General features: G+C 65.3%; 19 protein-coding genes, 1 tRNA gene and 1 other RNA gene. 5 read left to right on the top strand and 16 right to left on the bottom strand.

What is annotated here, in order from left to right; translation table 11 throughout:
- Positions 1 to 58 precede the first annotated feature (58 nt).
- Genes ACTU6U_RS05355 through ACTU6U_RS05345 form a run of 3 tightly spaced genes read right to left on the bottom strand, consistent with a single transcriptional unit; the run spans position 59 to position 2,666 of the window.
- A complete protein-coding gene (locus tag ACTU6U_RS05355; RefSeq protein ID WP_443468133.1) occupies positions 59 to 1,237 on the bottom strand; it encodes an acetyl-CoA C-acetyltransferase in 1,179 nt (392 codons plus the stop codon).
- Positions 1,234 to 1,887 (bottom strand): 3-oxoacid CoA-transferase subunit B, encoded by a 654-nt coding sequence (locus ACTU6U_RS05350; protein ID WP_443468132.1) that lies wholly within the window; start codon positions 1,885 to 1,887, stop codon positions 1,234 to 1,236. The genes ACTU6U_RS05355 and ACTU6U_RS05350 overlap by 4 nt, the downstream gene beginning before the upstream one ends.
- A gap of 2 nt (positions 1,888 to 1,889) precedes the next feature.
- On the bottom strand, positions 1,890 to 2,666 hold the full coding sequence (locus ACTU6U_RS05345) for a CoA transferase subunit A (RefSeq protein ID WP_443468131.1): 777 nt from the start codon (positions 2,664 to 2,666) through the stop codon (positions 1,890 to 1,892).
- Between the two features lie 105 nt (positions 2,667 to 2,771).
- Between ACTU6U_RS05345 and ACTU6U_RS05340 the strand changes: the two genes are divergently transcribed.
- Positions 2,772 to 3,563, top strand: a complete 792-nt coding sequence (locus ACTU6U_RS05340; protein ID WP_443468130.1) for an IclR family transcriptional regulator — start codon at positions 2,772 to 2,774, stop codon at positions 3,561 to 3,563.
- Between the two features lie 5 nt (positions 3,564 to 3,568).
- Here the strand turns inward: ACTU6U_RS05340 and ACTU6U_RS05335 are convergent, their stop codons facing one another.
- The 9 genes from ACTU6U_RS05335 to ACTU6U_RS05295 are packed head-to-tail and all read right to left on the bottom strand — an operon-like array spanning position 3,569 to position 12,170.
- Positions 3,569 to 4,486, bottom strand: coding sequence for an alpha/beta fold hydrolase (locus ACTU6U_RS05335; RefSeq protein ID WP_443468129.1), 918 nt, complete (start codon positions 4,484 to 4,486; stop codon positions 3,569 to 3,571).
- Positions 4,483 to 5,235: a 3-hydroxybutyrate dehydrogenase gene (locus ACTU6U_RS05330; RefSeq protein WP_443468128.1), complete on the bottom strand. Its 753-nt coding sequence runs from the start codon at positions 5,233 to 5,235 to the stop codon at positions 4,483 to 4,485. Before ACTU6U_RS05330 ends, ACTU6U_RS05335 begins: the two co-directional genes overlap by 4 nt.
- On the bottom strand, positions 5,232 to 5,924 hold the full coding sequence (locus ACTU6U_RS05325) for a TetR/AcrR family transcriptional regulator (RefSeq protein WP_443468127.1): 693 nt from the start codon (positions 5,922 to 5,924) through the stop codon (positions 5,232 to 5,234). The genes ACTU6U_RS05330 and ACTU6U_RS05325 overlap by 4 nt, the downstream gene beginning before the upstream one ends.
- Positions 5,908 to 7,473: a class I adenylate-forming enzyme family protein gene (locus tag ACTU6U_RS05320; RefSeq protein ID WP_443468126.1), complete on the bottom strand. Its 1,566-nt coding sequence runs from the start codon at positions 7,471 to 7,473 to the stop codon at positions 5,908 to 5,910. Before ACTU6U_RS05320 ends, ACTU6U_RS05325 begins: the two co-directional genes overlap by 17 nt.
- Complete coding sequence (locus tag ACTU6U_RS05315) at positions 7,470 to 8,573, bottom strand: branched-chain amino acid ABC transporter permease (RefSeq protein ID WP_443468125.1); 1,104 nt, start codon at positions 8,571 to 8,573, stop codon at positions 7,470 to 7,472. The genes ACTU6U_RS05320 and ACTU6U_RS05315 overlap by 4 nt, the downstream gene beginning before the upstream one ends.
- The gene (locus ACTU6U_RS05310) at positions 8,573 to 9,448 is read right to left on the bottom strand and encodes a branched-chain amino acid ABC transporter permease (RefSeq protein WP_443468124.1); all 876 of its coding nucleotides are present in this window, start codon (positions 9,446 to 9,448) and stop codon (positions 8,573 to 8,575) included. Before ACTU6U_RS05310 ends, ACTU6U_RS05315 begins: the two co-directional genes overlap by 1 nt.
- Positions 9,445 to 10,155, bottom strand: a complete 711-nt coding sequence (locus ACTU6U_RS05305) for an ABC transporter ATP-binding protein (RefSeq protein ID WP_443468123.1) — start codon at positions 10,153 to 10,155, stop codon at positions 9,445 to 9,447. Before ACTU6U_RS05305 ends, ACTU6U_RS05310 begins: the two co-directional genes overlap by 4 nt.
- Positions 10,152 to 10,946, bottom strand: a complete 795-nt coding sequence (locus ACTU6U_RS05300; RefSeq protein ID WP_443468122.1) for an ABC transporter ATP-binding protein — start codon at positions 10,944 to 10,946, stop codon at positions 10,152 to 10,154. The genes ACTU6U_RS05305 and ACTU6U_RS05300 overlap by 4 nt, the downstream gene beginning before the upstream one ends.
- Before the next feature lie 33 nt (positions 10,947 to 10,979).
- Positions 10,980 to 12,170 carry a substrate-binding domain-containing protein gene (locus ACTU6U_RS05295; RefSeq protein WP_443468121.1) on the bottom strand — a complete coding sequence of 397 codons (1,191 nt, stop codon included), beginning with the start codon at positions 12,168 to 12,170 and terminating at the stop codon, positions 10,980 to 10,982.
- Positions 12,171 to 12,504: 334 nt separating this feature from the next.
- On the opposite strand from ACTU6U_RS05295, the gene ACTU6U_RS05290 reads away from it, so the two are divergent.
- Complete coding sequence (locus ACTU6U_RS05290) at positions 12,505 to 12,987, top strand: YbaK/EbsC family protein (RefSeq protein ID WP_443468120.1); 483 nt, start codon at positions 12,505 to 12,507, stop codon at positions 12,985 to 12,987.
- A 96-nt stretch (positions 12,988 to 13,083) separates the two neighbouring features.
- Here ACTU6U_RS05290 and ACTU6U_RS05285 read toward each other — a convergent pair.
- Positions 13,084 to 13,155: transfer RNA gene (locus ACTU6U_RS05285), tRNA-Lys, on the bottom strand.
- Between the two features lie 105 nt (positions 13,156 to 13,260).
- Between ACTU6U_RS05285 and ACTU6U_RS05280 the strand changes: the two genes are divergently transcribed.
- Both ACTU6U_RS05280 and ACTU6U_RS05275 read left to right on the top strand, forming a co-directional pair.
- The gene (locus ACTU6U_RS05280; protein WP_443468119.1) at positions 13,261 to 14,064 is read left to right on the top strand and encodes an inositol monophosphatase family protein; all 804 of its coding nucleotides are present in this window, start codon (positions 13,261 to 13,263) and stop codon (positions 14,062 to 14,064) included.
- Positions 14,065 to 14,076: 12 nt separating this feature from the next.
- Positions 14,077 to 14,649 (top strand): hypothetical protein, encoded by a 573-nt coding sequence (locus ACTU6U_RS05275; RefSeq protein ID WP_443468118.1) that lies wholly within the window; start codon positions 14,077 to 14,079, stop codon positions 14,647 to 14,649.
- Positions 14,650 to 14,714: 65 nt separating this feature from the next.
- On the opposite strand, the gene ACTU6U_RS05270 is transcribed toward ACTU6U_RS05275, so the two are convergent.
- Entirely contained in the window at positions 14,715 to 14,873 is a 159-nt protein-coding gene (locus ACTU6U_RS05270; protein ID WP_443468117.1) for a hypothetical protein, read from the bottom strand.
- A gap of 192 nt (positions 14,874 to 15,065) precedes the next feature.
- Positions 15,066 to 15,435, bottom strand: a transfer-messenger RNA (tmRNA) gene (gene ssrA, locus ACTU6U_RS05265).
- A 127-nt stretch (positions 15,436 to 15,562) separates the two neighbouring features.
- On the opposite strand from ssrA, the gene ACTU6U_RS05260 reads away from it, so the two are divergent.
- Entirely contained in the window at positions 15,563 to 16,231 is a 669-nt protein-coding gene (locus ACTU6U_RS05260; RefSeq protein ID WP_443468116.1) for an SIMPL domain-containing protein, read from the top strand.
- Between the two features lie 12 nt (positions 16,232 to 16,243).
- Here ACTU6U_RS05260 and hflX read toward each other — a convergent pair whose 3' ends face one another.
- On the bottom strand, positions 16,244 to 17,752 hold the full coding sequence (gene hflX / locus ACTU6U_RS05255) for a GTPase HflX (RefSeq protein ID WP_443468115.1): 1,509 nt from the start codon (positions 17,750 to 17,752) through the stop codon (positions 16,244 to 16,246).
- Between the last annotated feature and the right edge of the window lie 38 nt (positions 17,753 to 17,790).

Here is a 17,790-nt window from a genome sequence, read left to right as displayed (position 1 = left end):
GTGAGCTCTCCCCACGCCGCGGCGTGCTCAGTGCGCGCCCGGCGCGGCGGGCTCGATCTCAGCGGGTGAGGATGAGCGCCTCACCCTGACCGCCGCCTCCGCAGAGCCCTACGGCCACGGTTCCGCTCCCCCGCCGTGCGAGCTCGTGCGCCATGTGCACAACGAGCCGGTTGCCGGAGACGCCGATGGGGTGACCCATCGCGATGCCGCCACCGTGGATGTTCACGATGTCGCTCGAAACGCCGAGTTCGGTCTGCGAGCGTGCGACGACGGCGCCGAAGGCCTCGTTGATCTCGACCAGGTCGAGATCGGCCGCAGTGAGCCCCTGCTTGTCGAGTGCTCGCACAATGGCCTGAGCTGGCTGCGCCTGCAGCGAGTTGTCGGGGCCGGCGGTCTGTCCGCTCGCGCCGATCGTGGCGAGAACCGGCCACCCCTGCGCCTCGGCGTTCTCGCGCGTCGTGACGACGACAGCTGATGCGCCGTCAGAGATCTGCGAAGAGTTGCCCGCAGTGATCGATCCGCCGTCGGCGAATGCTGCGCGCAGCCTGCTGAGCGTTTCGGCAGTGGTCTCAGGGCGCACGCCCTCATCGCGGGTGACGACGATCGGCTCACCGCGCCGCTGCGGTACCTCGACGGTGACGATCTCGTCATCGAACACGCCGGCATCCATCGCGGTAGCCGCGCGCTGGTGAGAGCGTGCGGCTACCTCGTCCTGCGCCTCCCGCGTGAGCTCAAAGCGCTCATTGTGACGCTCTGTGGAGGCGCCCATGCTCTCGTTGTCGTACGCGTCGGTGAGGCCGTCGAAGGCCATGTGGTCAAGCACCTCCACGCTTCCGTAGGTCCAGCCATCGCGCGAACCCATCAGCAGGTGCGGGGCGCGGGTCATGGATTCCATGCCTGCTGCGACCACCGTCGTGGCATCCCGTGTTCGGATCATGCGGGCCGCGTCGATGATCGCGGTGAGGCCAGACAAGCAGACCTTGTTCACCGAATGCGCAGGCACATCCCAGCCGATACCGGCGCCGATCGATGCCTGGCGTGCGGCGTTCTGGCCGGAACCGGCCGCGAGCACCTGCCCGACGATCACGGCGTCGATCGCGGACGGGTCAATGGATGCCTGTGCCAGAGCGCCCTTGATCGCGAAGGATCCGAGCTGCGGAGCGGTGAACGACGCGAGCTGACCTTTCAGGCGGCCCTGCGGCGTGCGCGCGGCCGCGACGATGACGATGTCACTCATGAGATCTCCTTCAATTCTTCAGAGACGGTGAGCGGCGGCTCTGTCGCGTCGACGATGTCCTGCACGCTCACGCCGGGCGCGGTCTCGACCAGCACCAGGCCCGCATCGGTCACGTCGATGACGGCGAGATCCGTGATGATGCGGTGCGCGACTCCCCTGCCGGTGAGAGGAAGGGAGCACTCGTTCACGATCTTCGGCGAACCGTCCTTCGCGACGTGCTCCATGAGGATGATGAGGCGCCCTGCGCCGTGGACGAGGTCCATGGCGCCGCCGGGCCCCTTGACCATCTTTCCCGGGATCATCCAGTTCGCGAGGTCACCGGTGGCCGACACCTGCATGGCCCCGAGGATCGCCGCATCGATCTTGCCGCCGCGGATCATGCCGAAGCTCGTGGCGGAGTCGAAGAACGCCGTACCCGGAAGCGTCGTGACGGTCTCCTTGCCTGCGTTGATCAGGTCGGGATCGACCGCGTCCTCGGTCGGGTATGGTCCGACACCGAGGATGCCGTTCTCGGACTGAAGAACCACGGTGACGCCCTCGGGGACGTAGTTCGGAACGAGTGTCGGGAGGCCGATGCCGAGGTTGACGTAGGAGCCGTCGATGAGCTCCGCGGCCGCCCGTGCGGCCATCTGCTGGCGGGTGAGTGCCATGATCAGGCTCCTTCGCTCTGAGTGACGGTGCGACGCTCGATGCGCTTCTCGATGTCGGTTCCCACTTCGATGATGCGGTGCACGAACACGCCGGGAAGGTGCACGCTGTCTGGATCGATCTCGCCGGGTTCGACGAGTTCCTCGACCTGGGCGATGCAGACCCGACCCGCCATGGCTGCCAGCGGGTTGAAGTTGCGCGCGGCCTTGTTGAAGACGAGGTTGCCGTGCCGGTCCCCGACCGCGGCGTGTACGAGTGAGTAGTCGGTCGCAATCGCCTCTTCGAGGACGAAGTCCTTCGCCACGCCGTTGATCTCGAAGGACCGCACGTCTTTCACGGGAGACGCCACAGCGATCGAGCCATCTGCGTTATAGCGACGCGGCAGACCGCCCTCGGCGACCTGCGTACCGACACCCGTCTGGGTGAAGAACGCGGCGATTCCAGAACCGCCGGCACGCAGCTTCTCGGCGAGAGTGCCCTGAGGCGTGAGCTCCAGCTCGAGTTCGCCCGAGAGGAACTGCCGTTCGAACTCCTTGTTCTCGCCGACGTACGACGAGGTCATCTTTCGGATGCGCTGTGCGTTCAGCAGGATACCAAGGCCCCAGTCGTCCACGCCGCAGTTATTGCTGACGACGCTGAGGTTCGTGGTCCCCTGCGCGAGCAGCGCTTCGATGAGCGCGATCGGGTTGCCCGAGAGACCGAACCCTCCGACTGCCAGGGACGCGCCGTCCGGGATATCTGCGACGGCTTCGGTAGCCGAGGCCCATTGCTTGTCGATCACGCAGCACTCCTTCGTGTGAGGTCTTCTTCCAGCATCCGCCTTCGCGTGCTTCGGGTCGAAACCCGCTCTTGCGATATGGGCGAATCGCCGACTAGTGTCCACATTGTGGACACCCACGATCGTACGGTACCCGGCGCGCAGGCCGTGGCGCGTGCCGCCCGCCTGTTGCGACTGGTGACGTCCAGCGGTGAGGAGGGCGCGACGGTGCAGTCCCTTGCGCGTTCCGCCGATCTCTCCCGATCGACCGCGCATCGACTGCTGAGCGCACTGCGCGCCGAAGGCCTCGTCGATCGCGATGAGGAGACCGCCCGATGGATGCCGGGACCGGAGCTGTTCCTCATGGGATCAGTGGCCGCAGCCCGTTACGACATCACTGCACTCGCGCGCGATATCGTCCGCTCGCTGGCTGTGAAGACCGAGGAGAGCGCCTTCCTCTCGGTGCGCCGCGCGGACGAGACGGTCTGCCTGCTGCGCGAGGAGGGAGCGTTCCCGATCCGCTCCTTCGTGCTGAGCGAAGGAGTGCGGTTCCCCCTCGGCGTTGCAAGCGCAGGGCTCGCCATCCTGTCCTTTCTCCCTGACCACGATGTGGATGCGTATCTGGAGCGCCACCCAGAGCTCAGCCAACGCTGGGGACGCACGCACGGGCTCTCTCCCCTGCGCCGACGACTGGCCGAGACGAAGGAACGCGGCTACGCGGTGAACCCCGGTCTCATCGTGAACGGCAGCTGGGGCATGGGGGCCGCAGTGTTCGACCGCGCTGGACGGCCGGAATGGGCGTTGAGCCTGACGGGGGTTGAATTCCGCTTCGGCGCTGATCGCCTGGCGGACCTAGGACGCACCCTCCTGGCGCACGCTCACCAGCTGTCCTCTCGCATCAGCAGCCGCACCTCGCATTGAGCTGCTCAGACCACTCGCGTTCGCGGAGATTCGAGCGCTGACCGCACGAGCGGAGCGAGGGCGGCCGCACCACGATCGCTCATGACGATCGTGTAGTGGTTGAGGTCATCGATGTGCTGGTGGACCAGGTCAGGAAACGCGTCGAGCAGACGCTGGCGGTGCGCTGGCGGGTACAGTCCCGGCTCTTCGTTCTGGAGCCCGCGTGGGACCGTGACGAACAGCGTCGGATGCCGCAGATCCGCGAGCGATTCGGTCAACGCCGACCCCAGGTTCAGATCGATGGTGTCTTCGACGGTGGTCTGGTAGCTCGTGGCGGGGCGCAATCGATCCCCGTCGCTCACGAGGTCGTAGGCGATGTACTGCTCGAGTGCATCACTCCAGTCCCCCTCGAACGCCGGGTGGTGCCTCCAGAACGCCTCGATGTACTCGTCAACACTGCTCCAGCGCTTCGACAGCCGGTCTGCCGTCGGCCCGAGAATGAGGGATACCAGTTGTTCAGGATTCACACCCGCTGGCACATCCAGAGGCAGGCCGCCGTCGATGAGGAGCAGGCGCTCCACACGCTCCGGGTGCAGGTGCGCCAGGACCACAGCGACGAAGCCGCCCATCGAGTGGCCGACGACGGGCACAGTGGCGAGCGCGAAAGCATCCAGAACGGCGACCATATCGGCCGCGTGAGCGGCCATTCCGGCTGGACCTGTGATGCTCCTGCTCGCCCCGCGCCCACGCAGGTCGGGTGCGATCACACGCACCCCGGGCAGCTCCTCGACGAGGAACGGCCACGCGAGGTGCGACGACGTGACGCCGTGAATGGCGAGCAGTGCGCGCGTGTCATCACGAGCGCCCACGGGGTCCCAGACGCCGACACGCAGCTCTCCCCCGCTCACCGGGACATCCACGGTGCGATAGGTGTGTGTGCTCATCGAGAAGTCCATCCGCCGTCCATCGTGTACGAGGCTCCCGTGACCATCCCGGCATGCGGTGACGCCAGCCATCCGGCGAGAGATGCGACTTCGGTCGGGGTGACGAGTCGCTTGATCGCGCTCTCGGTGAGCATGATCTTCTCGACGACCTCGCTCTCCGGGATGCCGTGCACTTTCGCCTGGTCAGCGATCTGCTTCTCGACCAGAGGCGTGCGCACATACCCCGGATTGATGCAGTTGCTGGTCACTCCATGCGCTCCGCCCTCGAGAGCGGTCACTTTCGAGAGCCCCTCCAGCCCGTGCTTGGCTGCCACGTACGCGGATTTGAACGGACTGGCACGGAGACCGTGCACGCTGGAGATGTTGATGACCCGCCCCCAGCCCCGCTCGTACATTCCCGGAAGCGCCGCGCGGATCAGCAGGAAGGGAGCTTCGAGCATGATCCGAGTGATCGTGCGGAACGAATCAGGATCGAAGTCCTGAATCGGACTGACCCGCTGGATCCCGGCGTTGTTGATCAGGATGTCAGCTTCGAGCTTCAGGTCATCGAGTGCGGTCGTCTCAGAGAGATCGATTGTCCATGCCTCGCCGCCCAGGGCTGCCGCATGCTGCTCGGCCGCAGCACGATCGAGGTCCGCGATGATGACATGCGCACCGCGTGCCGCGACTTCCTGTGCGCACGCGAGCCCGATCCCGCTCGCGCCACCAGTGATGACTGCACGGCGTCCGGTCAGATCCTGTTCAGTCATGCTCGCTCTCCTTCTCGCGTGGATACGGTCGCTCTGGGCCGCAGCGCGTTCTCGATGAACCTCGTCATACCGGCGATCACGGCGGGGTCGATCGCAGAGGGAGGGTTGCCTGCTGCATCCTTTTCCCACAGCAGATATCGCATCCCGATCAGCTCTCCCGCACCCATGAGCGCCCATGCGGCTACCTCGGCATCGAGCCCAGAATCCACGTCGCCGTCTCGCTGAGCTGCGCGCAGGCCCGCGCGGTACCCCTCCACGATCCGCTCGTAGTGGATCCTGAGCGTGGCCGGAGACACGAACTCGGCTTCGCGAACGACACGGTAGAGCGCGGGGTGAGCCGCCGTGAATCGGAAGAACCCCTCGAAGCCGAGCCGCTCGGCCTCCAGACGATCAGTCGCCTGAGCCATGGCCTCTGACATCGAATGCCGCACTCTGCTGTTGAGGTCGATGACGAGTGCCTCGAAGATGCTCTGCTTGCTGTCGAAGTACAGGTAGAAAGTGCCGAGTGCAACGCCTGCGCTCTCGGTGATCTTCACGATCGATGCCTCGTGGTAACCGAGGTCGGCGAACACAGACTCGGCTGCCACCAGCAGCTTCGTTCTGGTGGCCTCTCCGCGTTTCGTGAGCGGTCGCCCTGTGGCAGGAGACACGAAGGTATCGACGGCGGCAGTCTCAGAAGACTCGGTCATCAGTGCTCTCTTCTGCTTGGTCGTTCATCAGCTGCGCGGCCATCGCACGCAAGCGCGCACGAGCGACTTTCTCGATCGTGGACCGGGGCAGATCGTCGAGAAAGACGATCCGCGCCGGGAGTTTGAAGGCGGCCAAGCGCTCACGAGCGAAGGCGCGCAGCTCGTCGGCTGACAGCACATCACGTGCCACGACGAACGCGCAGCCGCGCTCACCCCAGACCGGGTCGGGCGCGCCGACCACGGCGACTGACGCGACAAGCGGATGCTCGCTCAGCACCCGCTCGACTTCGGCGGGGGCGACGTTCTCGCCCCCTGAGACGTAGATCTCCTTGAGTCGATCGACGATCCGATAGATGCCCTCGGAATCGCGATGCGCGAGGTCACCCGACCTCAGCCAGTCGTTCGAGTGGGCTCTGGCGGTAGCATCCGGATCATCAAGATAGCCAGCGAACGTGCTGGGGCCGCGCACCCACAGCTCGCCAGTGGCTTCGCCCTCGAGCGGCAACAGCGTGGCGACGTCGACCAGGCAGACGTCGACCGACGGGTAGGGACGGCCGACAGCTCCGGGGTGGGAGGCAAACTCCGCTGCGGGCAGGGCGAGCACATTGGGCCCTGCCTCGGTGAGCCCGTACCCCTGCGTGAAAGCCACGCCACGTTCTGCCCATGCCTCAGCGAGATCAACGGGGATCGTCGCGCCGCCGACGAGCACGTGGCGCAGGGACGAGAAATCGGCGTCTGCCCAGCCCGGTGTCGCCTGCAGCATCCGGTACTGCGTCGGCACACCCATCATCGTCGTGACCCGTCGCTCGCAGATCAGCTGCAGCACTCGGTCGGGCTGGAAAGAGCGCTCGAGCACCACCGTCGCGCCCGCCCACCACGCCAGGAGCGGCTGGACGTTCCACGCGGCGACATGATGCTGCGGCAGCATCGCCAGCACGACGTCGGTCGACACCATCGGCATGGCCTGCGACAGCGCCATGTTCGTCCAGAAGCAGTTCGCGTGAGTGAGCACGACGCCCTTGGGCGCCGCCTCGCTCCCCGACGTGTAGATCACCAGCAGCGGATCTTCGTCACGCACGGGACGCGTCGGCACCGGTGCCTGCGCGCGAGGCACATCGGCCTCGGCCCCTGTGCTCCCGAGGAACACGTAGGCGGGAGCGTCCGGGCCCAGCATCCGCAATGCCGCGCCGGCAAGGGCGACGTACTCGTCCTCGACGAGTACGAGGTCAGAGCCGCTCCGACGGATGAGCTCGGCCAGCTCTGTCGGAGTCAAGCGCCATGACAGCGGCACGAAGGCGATGCCGAGGAACGCACACGCGAAGAAAGCGACAACATGATCGGCCGAGTTTCCCGACACTGTGGCGATGCGCTGTCCGGCACCGTACCCGGCCTGCGTCAGTCGCATCGCGAGCTGTTCTGAGCGATGAGTGAGCGTCGCGTAGTCCAGAGCCACACCGCGGTCGTCGATCGCGGTCTTCGCCGGATTCGACGCCGCGCGATCGCGCAGCCATCGGCCGACCGTGTGCAGTCCATCGAGCTCGGAGCTCATCGCACACTCACCTCGGCGTCGAGCGACTCGCTGTCTTCAAGCGCTGCGAGCGAGCCCGCGCGGGCAACGGCGCCACGGCGACGGCGACGCAGGTTGTCGACGGTCCCGGCGATGCCGCCCGGCAGGAACATCACCACGAGGATGAACAGTACGCCGAGCAGGAACAGAGGCTCCGAAAGCGGGATGCGGAGGAAATCGGGCAGCGCCTGAATCCCGTCAGCCCTGGCAAGCACCGTGAGTCGCTGATCGAGGATCGTGTAGAGCACGCCGCCGACGATCGCGCCCCAGCGGAATCCGACACCACCGAGAACTACCATCACCAGCACCGTGATCGTGAGGTCGGCGCCGACCGCGCTGGGCTGAGTTCCCGACTGCAGCAGCAGGTAGGCGATGCCGGCGAGGCTCGCGCAGAGGGCGGCGATCACGAAGACGATGAGCTTCGCACGAGCAGGGCGGAGCCCCAGAACCTCGACGCGCAGTTCGTTCTCGCGCGCTGCGGCGGCGAGGTGACCGAGCCGGGACTTATCGACCCAGAGCACGATCAGGTAGACGAGGACGAGCACGATGAGGGCGAACCAGTACAGGTTGCGGGTGTTGATCACGCCGACCAACCAGTCGGGCACGCTCTCGGTGTGCAGGCCGAGGCCTTCTTCACCGCCGGTGATCGCCTGGTTGCGTCGGACGAGCACAGAGCCGGCCTGAGCGAATGCGAGCGTCACCATCGCGAAGGGAATTCCATTCACGCGCATCGCGACTGCGCCGGTGACGAGTGCGACCACCATGCCGCCCAGCACTGCGACGAACACGCCCGGCCACAGCGGAAGGGCAAAGGCATCGAGCAGAATGCCGAGACCGTAGGCACCAGCGCCGAAATAGAGCGCGTGGCCGAACGACAGCATGCCCGCCGAGCCGAGCAGCAGGTTGTACGACAGCGCGAGGGCCGCGAAGACCATGCACAGAGAGAGGAGAGCGAGCGAACCCGGTGTGTACGTGGGCCCGGGCAGGATGCCGGGCAGCGACAGGTTGAGCAACGGCAGGATCGCCATCACGATGACGAGAACTGCACCGACGATTGCGGGCGCAAAGCGCTTGAGAGCCATCATGCTTTCCTCCCCATGAGGCCCGCGGGTCGCACGAGCAGGACGACGGCGAGCAGGATCACGACGATGAAGTCGCCGGTGCCGCCGAGATAGGTGTTGGCGACCTGCTGCAGCACGGCGACGAGCACCGAAGCGATCGCAGCTCCCGTAAGCGAGCCGAGGCCGCCGACGACCGTCACGATGAATGCGAAGATCAGCAGGGTCGAGCCGAGGTGGGCGGATACGTAGGTCATGGCGTGCATGGCGAGTACACCGCCGATTCCCGCCGCGGCTCCACCGATCGCGAATACGAGGGTGAACGAGCGGCGCACGTCGATGCCGAGAGCGGTGACCATGGCGCGGTTCTCGACGCCGGCGCGGATGATCATGCCGTATCGCGTGTTCTTCAGGAACAGCACAAGGCCCGCCAGAACGAGACCGGCGGCGATGATCAGCACCCAATATTTGTTCGGGATGCTGGCACCGAGAACATTCGTCGTCTGGCCGAGCCACGATGGGCCTGTGACGTTGATGGCATCGGTTCCCCAGATGCCCTCGAACAGGGCGATCGCGGCGAACGAGAGTCCGACGGTGACGAGCACCTGCTCGATGTGTCGTTCATAGAGCGGTCTGATCAGCACGAGTTCGGTGAGAGTCGCGAACACCCCACCCACCACCGCTCCGACGAGGATCGAGAGCAGGAAGCCCGGCCAGGTATCGGCCCCGACAGCCTGCGCGACAGCCCAGCCGACGAAAGCGCTGAGGGTGAGGAACGCGCCGTGCGCGAAGTTCAGCACGTGCATGAGTCCATAGATCAGGCTCAGTCCGCTGGCGACGAGGAAGTACAGCGCGCCGAGGCCGACGCCGATGACGAGGGTGAGGATGAGCGCGCTCATGCGTGCGCCTCCGAACTGACTCCGAGGAGCCGTCGGGTGAGGTCAGGGTCGTCGAGAATCGCGTTCGCATCTCCCGTGTGCACGACCCGACCGCCGGCAATCACGATAGCGTCGGCAGCGAGCTGGCGGACCACGTCGAGATTCTGCTCGACGAGCAGAATCGGAACAGTCTTCGCGGCCTCAGCGAGCGCCTCTGACACCTCTTGCACGATCTTCGGCGCGAGCCCTTTGGTGGGTTCGTCGACGAGGATGATTCGGTTGTCGTTGAGAAGTGCGCGTGCGACGGAGACCATCTGCTGCTGGCCGCCGGAGAGAGTTCCCGCGCGCTGATCCTTGCGCTGTACGAGGTCGGGGAAGAGCTCCGCCACGAACTCGCGGCGCGGATCTCGCTGCCGTTCTGCGAGAGCGAGATTCTCTGCGACGGTGAGGCCTGCGAAGACTTCGCGGTCCTCGGGCACGTAGCCGACACCGCGCTGGACGATCTTGTGCGTGGGCAGCCCGTCGATCCTCTCGCCTTCGAGCAGTACTTCGCCGCGCCGGGAGATGAGTCCGAGGATTCCGCGCAGAGTCGAAGTTTTTCCGACGCCGTTGCGGCCGAGTACCGCGGTGATCCCGGTGGCCGGCACGTCGAAGGTCACGTCCTCGACGACCTGCTGACCGGCGATGGAGGCTCGGAGCGATCGGACCTGAAGAATGGGGTCGGTCATGCCGTTGCCCCCGTTCCGAGATAGGCGCTCTGCACCGTGGGGTTCTCCATGATGTTCTGCGGCGTGTCGACTGCGATGATCGTGCCGAAGTACATCACTGCGACGAGATCGACGAGTCCCATGAGCACATCGATGTGGTGCTCGACCATGAGCACGGTGCAGCCGCTGGCCTGCTGCATCTCACGGATGTTGCCGACGAGTCCTGCTACGTCGCCCGAGGCGACTCCGGCCATCGGCTCGTCGAGCAGCACGAGGCGTGAGTCAGTGGCCATCAGCGATGCGATCTCGAGCTTGCGTTTATCGCCATGGCTGATATCACCGGCCGGCGTATCCAGGCGGTGTGCGAGCCCGACCTGTTCGAGCACTGCGATCGCCTGGGTGGTCGCCGCATCGTCACGTCGCGGGAATTTCAGCAGGGAGTAGCTGCCGCCCCGCGCCGCTTGGACAGCCACCCGGACGTTCTCGAGAATGCTGAGCTTGGGAAACAGACTCGAAGTCTGGAACGTGCGCCCCAGTCCCGCCCGTGCCCGCTTCGGGACGGACAGATCGGTGATGTCATCGCCATCGAGGATGATCCGACCGGCGGTGGGCCGGGTCACGCCCGAGATCGCGTTGAACAGCGTGGTCTTGCCCGCACCGTTCGGACCGATGACCCCAACGAGGGAACCGGGTGCGATGTCGAGATCGACGTCTTTGAGGATCGTCGCTCCGCCGATCTGCAGGCCGAGACCTTCGACGCGGAGTGACGCGCCATCTGATCTGCGGTCGGACAGGACTGGGGTGTCGTTCATCGGGAATTTCGCCTTCTATCGCAGGGGCGCCGGTTACGGCGCGACGTCGGCCGCGTCGACGGTCGCGACGAGCTCGGGCACGAACCCGGATCCATCAGCGACCAGTTTGGCCTGGTACATGTCCTGCAGCAGAGCGTGGTCCTCTGCACGCACCGTATTGGTTCCCTTCGGCCCTTGGAATTCGAAGCCCTCAAGGGCTGCGATCATCGCATCCACATCCCCCTTGCCCTCCTTGACGGCCTGCACCAGCATGATCGCTGCGTTGAAGCCGTCCGGGCTGAACAGGTCGGCGGTCGCACCTGCCGCTTCGAGAGATTCGACCATGGCGGTGTTGACCTCGTTGTCGGGCGCTGCTGCGAAGTAGTGGTTGAGGAAGTTGATCTTCTCCGAGGCTTCGCCGTATGCGCCGAACGTCGCTGCATCGCCGAGACCGGTGACCACCGGGATCTCGTCGAGGACGCCCTGCTGGCTCATTGCCTGCCACATTGCACCGGAGGTCGCTCCTGCCCACGCGACGAACACCAGATCCGGCTGCGCGCTGAGGACCTGCTGTGCGAACGGCGTGAACTCGGTCACGTCTTCCGCGACGAGCACCGGGGCGACTGTCGCTCCCTGGCCGCCCAGGATCGCCTCGACCGCTGCCACGTTTCCTTGGCCGAAGGCATTGTTCTGCGCGAACACAGCGACCGTCTTGCCGTCGACATCGTCAAGGAAGGTGCCGGCCGTTGCAACGTCCTGAGCGGATTGACGGCCCGAGCGGAAGGTGTACTCGTTGATACCCGTGATCGCATCGGCGGCAGCCGGCCCGGAGATGAACAACACCTTGTTCTGCTCGGCCTGCTCCGCCATCGCGAGCGCGACACCAGAGGAGGCGCTCCCCAGGAGGATGTTGACGCCATCGCCGATGAGTTCCTTCGCCGCGGTCACAGCTGTGTCCGGGTCTCCCGCATCGTCACGGTACTCGACAACGATCTGGGTGCCGTCCACCTCGTTCGTGCCATCAGTCGCGTAGTCAAGGCCTGCCTTGAACGCCTCGAGATACTGCTCGCCGTAACCGGCCAGAGGTCCTGTCTCACTGGTGATGACACCGACGGTGACCTCCGCCGGGCCATCGCCTTCGTTTTCACCACCCCCACCAGTCGCGGCCTGTGGTGCGCATGCCGCCAGCACGAGGGCTGCCGTGGCGACCACGGAGCTCAGGAGCAGCTTCTTTGTAACTCGCATGTGAATGCCTTTCGCCCTTGGAAGGTCTTGGGGGTAAACCTGAAAGCTGATTCAGGTTACTTGAATCGTAAGCATCCATCTCATTCTCGTCAAGCATCATGCGCAGTACATCGCCGCCCAGGAAGCCGACAACGACGCTCCTGCCGCACAGTGGCGCGCGCTCACCCTGCTCGAGCGCGCAACCGGCCAGCGCGTGGGGCCCTCGCTCGGGATTCTCGCGCGCATCGATGACGGGCCAGCGGTTGCCGCCACGGAGGATGCTGAGGCCATCACGCTCGGCGACGCAACCTGACCGATAACGCGACCCGCTTCACGGGATTGCTACCGTGAGCAGATGAGCGCGAGTATCCCCCTCCCCGAACGCAGTCGCATCGTCAAGCAGCAACTGGAGTCCGCTGGCGTCGAGCCGCAGATCCGCGTGCTGCCTGATTCCGCACGCACCGCGGTGGAGGCCGCTTCTGCGATCGGGTGCGACGTCGCAGCAATCGCCAACAGTCTGGTGCTTCTTGCTGATGGGGAGCCGATCCTGGTGATGACAAGTGGAGGGCACCGGGCGGACTTCGCCGTCGTCGCGGCATCCATCGGCGCAAGTCACGTAGAAATGGCACCAGCATCCATCGTGCGGGAGGCGACGGGGCAGGCGATCGGCGGTGTCGCCCCGGTGGGCCACCCCGCACCTCTCCGCGCATTCGTCGATGAGGCGCTGAGCGCTTTCGACGAGATCTGGGCAGCGGCAGGACATCCGCACACCGTGATGCCGCTGACCTTCGAGACGCTGCAGAAGATCACCGGCGGTCAGGTCATCGCTGTCGCCTGAGCTGTCGCCTGCGCGGTCGCGCCTAAGAATGCGCGGTCTCGCCTGAGAAACAGAAAAGCCTCAGAACACTGGCGAGAGTGTTCTGAGGCTGATCCGTGCGCCCCCCCGGGCTCGAACCGGGAACCCATTGATTAAGAGTCAATTGCTCTGCCATTGAGCTAGAGGCGCTTGGCCCGGGAGAACCCCGGCCGAGGAATTACATTACCAGCTTCTCCAGCGCATGCGAAATCGAGGCCGCATACGCGTCGGCATCCCCAGGACTATCCTGAGAACGTGACCGAAACACCCGCCGCCACCGACTTCTCTGCCGATCTCGCGCTCGCGCTCCGGCTTGCGGATGCCGCCGATTCCGAGTCGCTTCCGCGCTTCGACGCGAGCGACCTGAAGATCTCGACGAAGGCCGACCGCTCGCACGTGACAGACGCGGATCTGGCGACTGAACGCGCCCTGCGATCCGTTCTTGCGGAGGAGCGCCCCTCCGACGGCATCTTCGGCGAAGAGTTCGGCGTCGAGGGCGATGCGCGACGCCAGTGGATCATCGATCCGATCGACGGCACCGCGAACTTCATGCGCGGCGTGCCGCTCTGGGGCACCATGATCTCGCTCGCCGTCGACGGCGTGCCTCAGGTCGGCGTGGTCAGCATGCCGGCTCTCGGACGCCGCTGGTGGGCGTCAACCGGCGCAGGTGCGTGGACAGCAACGCACTCTGGCCCTCGTCGCCTCGAGACGTCCGCCGTCGCATCGCTGGACGATGCCGCGGTCAGCTTCCAGAGCATCACGCAGTGGGCGGATGCCGGGCGCCTCCCCGATCTCCTCCGCGTCGCCGATCGCGTGTGGCGCGACCGCGCCTACGGCGACGTGTACAGCTACATGCTGCTGGCTGAAGGACGACTTGAGATGGTCGCGGAGTTCGACGTCAAAGAGTACGACATCGCAGCTGCCGTCCCGATCGTGCGGGAGGCCGGCGGCACCTTCACCTCGTTCGACGGAGCCGACAGCATCTCAGACCGATCGGCACTGGCGACCAACGGCATCCTGCACGGCGAGTTCCTCACCCTCACACACGCAAACGACTGATCCGGAGATCCGATGAACAGCCGCATCCCGAGCGCTCTCAGTGCTCTCGCACTCGGCCTGGTGCTCACCGCGTGCACCGCAGAGCCCGCACCTGCTCCCGAAACACCAACTCCGACCCCGAGCGCCTCAACCGCCGCTCCGACGGCATCCCCTGACCCGGTCGAGACCGAGGCCGTGAACGAACCGGTCGCCGACGCGACATGCGAGACTCTCATCGCGCCCAGCACCGTGGAAATCTTCGACGCGCACGGATGGACGTTCAAGGAGCGCGAATTCCGAATCGGCGGCGAAGTGGTTGAGGGCGGACTGGAGTGCGTCTGGGGTGACTACACCGTTGCGTCCGATCACGTCCAGGTCTTCGGCTGGGCACCGTTGGACGCATCCGAATCGGCGGGGATGCAGCAGAAGCTGCTGTCAGCGGGATGGACGCGCGTTGATGAGGGCGGTCACCACTACGTAACAGAAGACCCATCGTTCTCGATCGCGGTCGACGAAGCCGGCTTCGGCATGACGTACGAGTTCGGCGACGGCTGGGTGACGCTCGCCGATACAAAACAGGGCCTGGTTCTGATCACCCACCCGTGAGGTGAAGAAGACCCTCGCGTTCAGGGGAGCTCCGAACGCGAGGGTCTGTCCACCTCGACGTCAGCTCAACCGCCGGACGGGTTCTCCAACGGCCGATGCTCGTCGTCGGTGCTCTCGCTCTCCTGCTCGATGACCTTGTCCGGCTCATCGGGGGTGCCTCCGGAAGCAGTGTCTGCTTCTTCGTCTGGTCCCGGGGTGCCGTGTGTGTTCTGCGGGTCGCTCATCTCATCTCCTCCGATCGTTCCGGGGAGCATATGCCTGCGGCGCATCAATCCGTGAGGGGGTTGACGCACAACCGCTCGGTGAGGACGCTCTCCGCGACACGGATCAGATTCCTGCGTCTGAGCGCAAGAAGAAACCCCCACGTTCCATACTCTCGTAAAGGGAACGTGGGGGTTATCCACAGTGACAGCGGACGGTGGAGCTGGGGGGAATCGAACCCCCGTCCAACGCTGAGTATCCACGGCTTCTCCGGGCGCAGTCTGTGCAGACGTTCTGCTCGGCTCCGACCTTTGTCACAGACACCTAAGTCGACAAGCCCAGCCTGGGAAGAGTCCCGCGTGACGTCCAGACGCCGTCACACAGCAAGATTCCTAAATGACGCCAGGGTCCGTATCGGAATCACATACGGTCTGACGGACTATCGGGCTCGCTTATGCAGCGAGGGCGAAGTCGTTGCGCTTTGTTTCGGCAACTATGTTTTTGCAGGGGGCGTTCACGAGATAACCCTGCATCCTCGGCCCGCTTCACGTGAATTCACAAGCACTGTCGAAACCGATCAGCCCCGTGGTTCTTCTTGCGAAGATGACCGCTGTCACTCTGTGGAATTACTCACCCGAGCACCGAAGTACCCGAGCATCAAAGGATACAACGGAACCCGTGCCCACGCTATTCCTCGCGTAGAGTCACAGCCATGAGCGATGTCACCATCACTGTGCGCGGCGAGAACCAGACCCGGATTGCGCCCGAGCGGGCCACCATCCACGTCACCGTGCGCGCCGAAGGCCCTGCGCGCGCGTCCGTCGTCGAGCGTGCGCTGAGCCTGGCGGAACCCGTGCGTGCGAGCCTCGCCGAGCGGCAGGATGTTGGATCTGTCACGGACTGGTCCAGCAAGAGCCTCGCCGTCCGCGCCGAACGGCCGTGGAGCAGCGAGGGAAAGCAACTCGCGCTCGTTTACCGCGCCAGCGTCGATTTCGCTCCCACTTTCATGGAAGCATCCGAGCTCTCGGTCTGGGTGTCAGCGATCTCGTCCTGGGATGGCGTCGAAATCGGCGGGGTGGACTGGCATCTCACTGCCCAGACACGGGCCGACGTCGAACGTGAGGTCGCCTCCGCTGCCGTCGGTGTCGCAGTCCAGCGCGCTCAGGCCTACGCTGCCGCGCTGGGCCTTGAGTCGGTGACTCCCGTGGAGATCGCCGACACCGGACTCATCTCTCGAGAGCTGGCGCCCGCACCGTCCATGTTGAGAGCGCGGGGCGCGGCGTTCGCCGCAACCGCGGATACCGGGGTGGCAGAAATGGCCTACGAACCGGAAGACATCGTGATCTCGGCCACGGTTGAGGCTCGTTTCTCGGCGCGCTGACGGGGGTCCAGCTCACGCGTGTGTGAAGGGCGCCAGATCCGCGGCGAGGCGCTCTGAGACATGGGCGTGCACCTCAGTGCCGTGCTCACCGTGCTCCGCCGAAAGCAGGATCCCCGTCTCATGCACCGCGGCGATGAGGTCTCCCCGGTCGTAAGGCACGAGCGCATGCACTTCGACCGCCGGCATCGGCAGCGCTGCATCGATCGCCGCGCGCAGCTCCTCGATGCCCTCCCCTGAGCGAGACGACACGAAGTGTGCGTTCGGCTCGAGGCCCTGCAGCACGAGCCGGTCGTCATCCGTGAGCAGATCCACCTTGTTGAACACGACGATCTCAGGCAGGTCACGGGCACCGACATCGCCCATGACATCGCGGACGGTCTGCAGCTGCCCCGCAGGGTCAGGATGCGCGCCGTCGACGACGTGCAGAACGATGTCCGCGTCGGCAACCTCTTCGAGCGTCGATCGGAATGCCTCGACGAGCTGATGGGGAAGGCTCCGCACGAACCCGACCGTGTCGGTGAACGTGTAAACACGGCCATCGTCGGTCATAGAGCGACGCACCGTGGCATCCAGCGTCGCGAACAGAGCGTTCTCGACGAGCACGCCAGCGCTCGTGAGCGCGTTCAGCAGGCTCGATTTTCCTGCGTTCGTGTAGCCGGCGATCGCAACCGACGGAATCGTGTTGCGTTTGCGTTCGGCGCGTTTCGCGTCGCGTGCGGGCGCGAAATCGCGGATCTGCCGACGAAGCAGGGCCATCCGGGTGCGGATGCGACGGCGATCGAGCTCGATCTTCGTCTCACCAGGGCCACGCGATCCCATGCCCGCTCCCCCGGCGCCGACCTGGCCGCCGGCCTGACGGCTCATCGAGTCACCCCAGCCGCGCAGACGCGGAAGCAGGTACTCGAGTTGTGCGAGCTCGACCTGCGCCTTGCCCTCGCGGCTCTTCGCGTGCTGGCTGAAGATGTCGAGGATGACGGTGGTGCGGTCGATGACCTTCACTTTGACGACGTCTTCCAGAGCGCGGCGCTGGCTCGGGGCAAGCTCGGTGTCGGCGATCACGGTGTCAGCACCTGTCGCTGCAACCAGGTCCTTGAGCTCTTGAGCTTTTCCTCGGCCGAGGTAGGTGGCGGGGTCTGGATGAGGACGCCGCTGCAACACGCCGTCCAGAACGACAGCACCGGCGGTCTCCGCCAGTGCTGCCAATTCGCGCAGCGAATTCTCGGCATCGACCTGTGCACCCTGCGGGTACACGCCCACCAGCACGACGTTCTCAAGCCGCAGCTGGCGGTACTCGACCTCGGTGATGTCCTCGAGCTCGGTCGAAAGACCACCAACACGGCGAAGCGCGTGACGGTCCTCAAGATCCCATTGGTCGCCATCGCGATGGCCGTAGGTTGCTGTCGAGGCATCCTGCAGTGCCTGGGCGGCACCGAACACGTTCGCCTCGGTGCGCCTCTCTGCGCTCGCGAGCACGCGGTCGAGTGTTTCGTCGCTGTGCGCGTCGTCTGTGGTCTTCGTCATCCTCTGCCTTCTGTATTCGGCGTCTTAACCTTAACCCG

It is taken from the genome of Microbacterium zouquanmingi, assembly GCF_052266695.1.
Classification (GTDB): Bacteria; Actinomycetota; Actinomycetes; order Actinomycetales; family Microbacteriaceae; genus Microbacterium.
The sequence above is the reverse complement of the archived record's forward strand: the minus strand, read 5'-3'. Positions and strand labels throughout refer to the sequence as shown.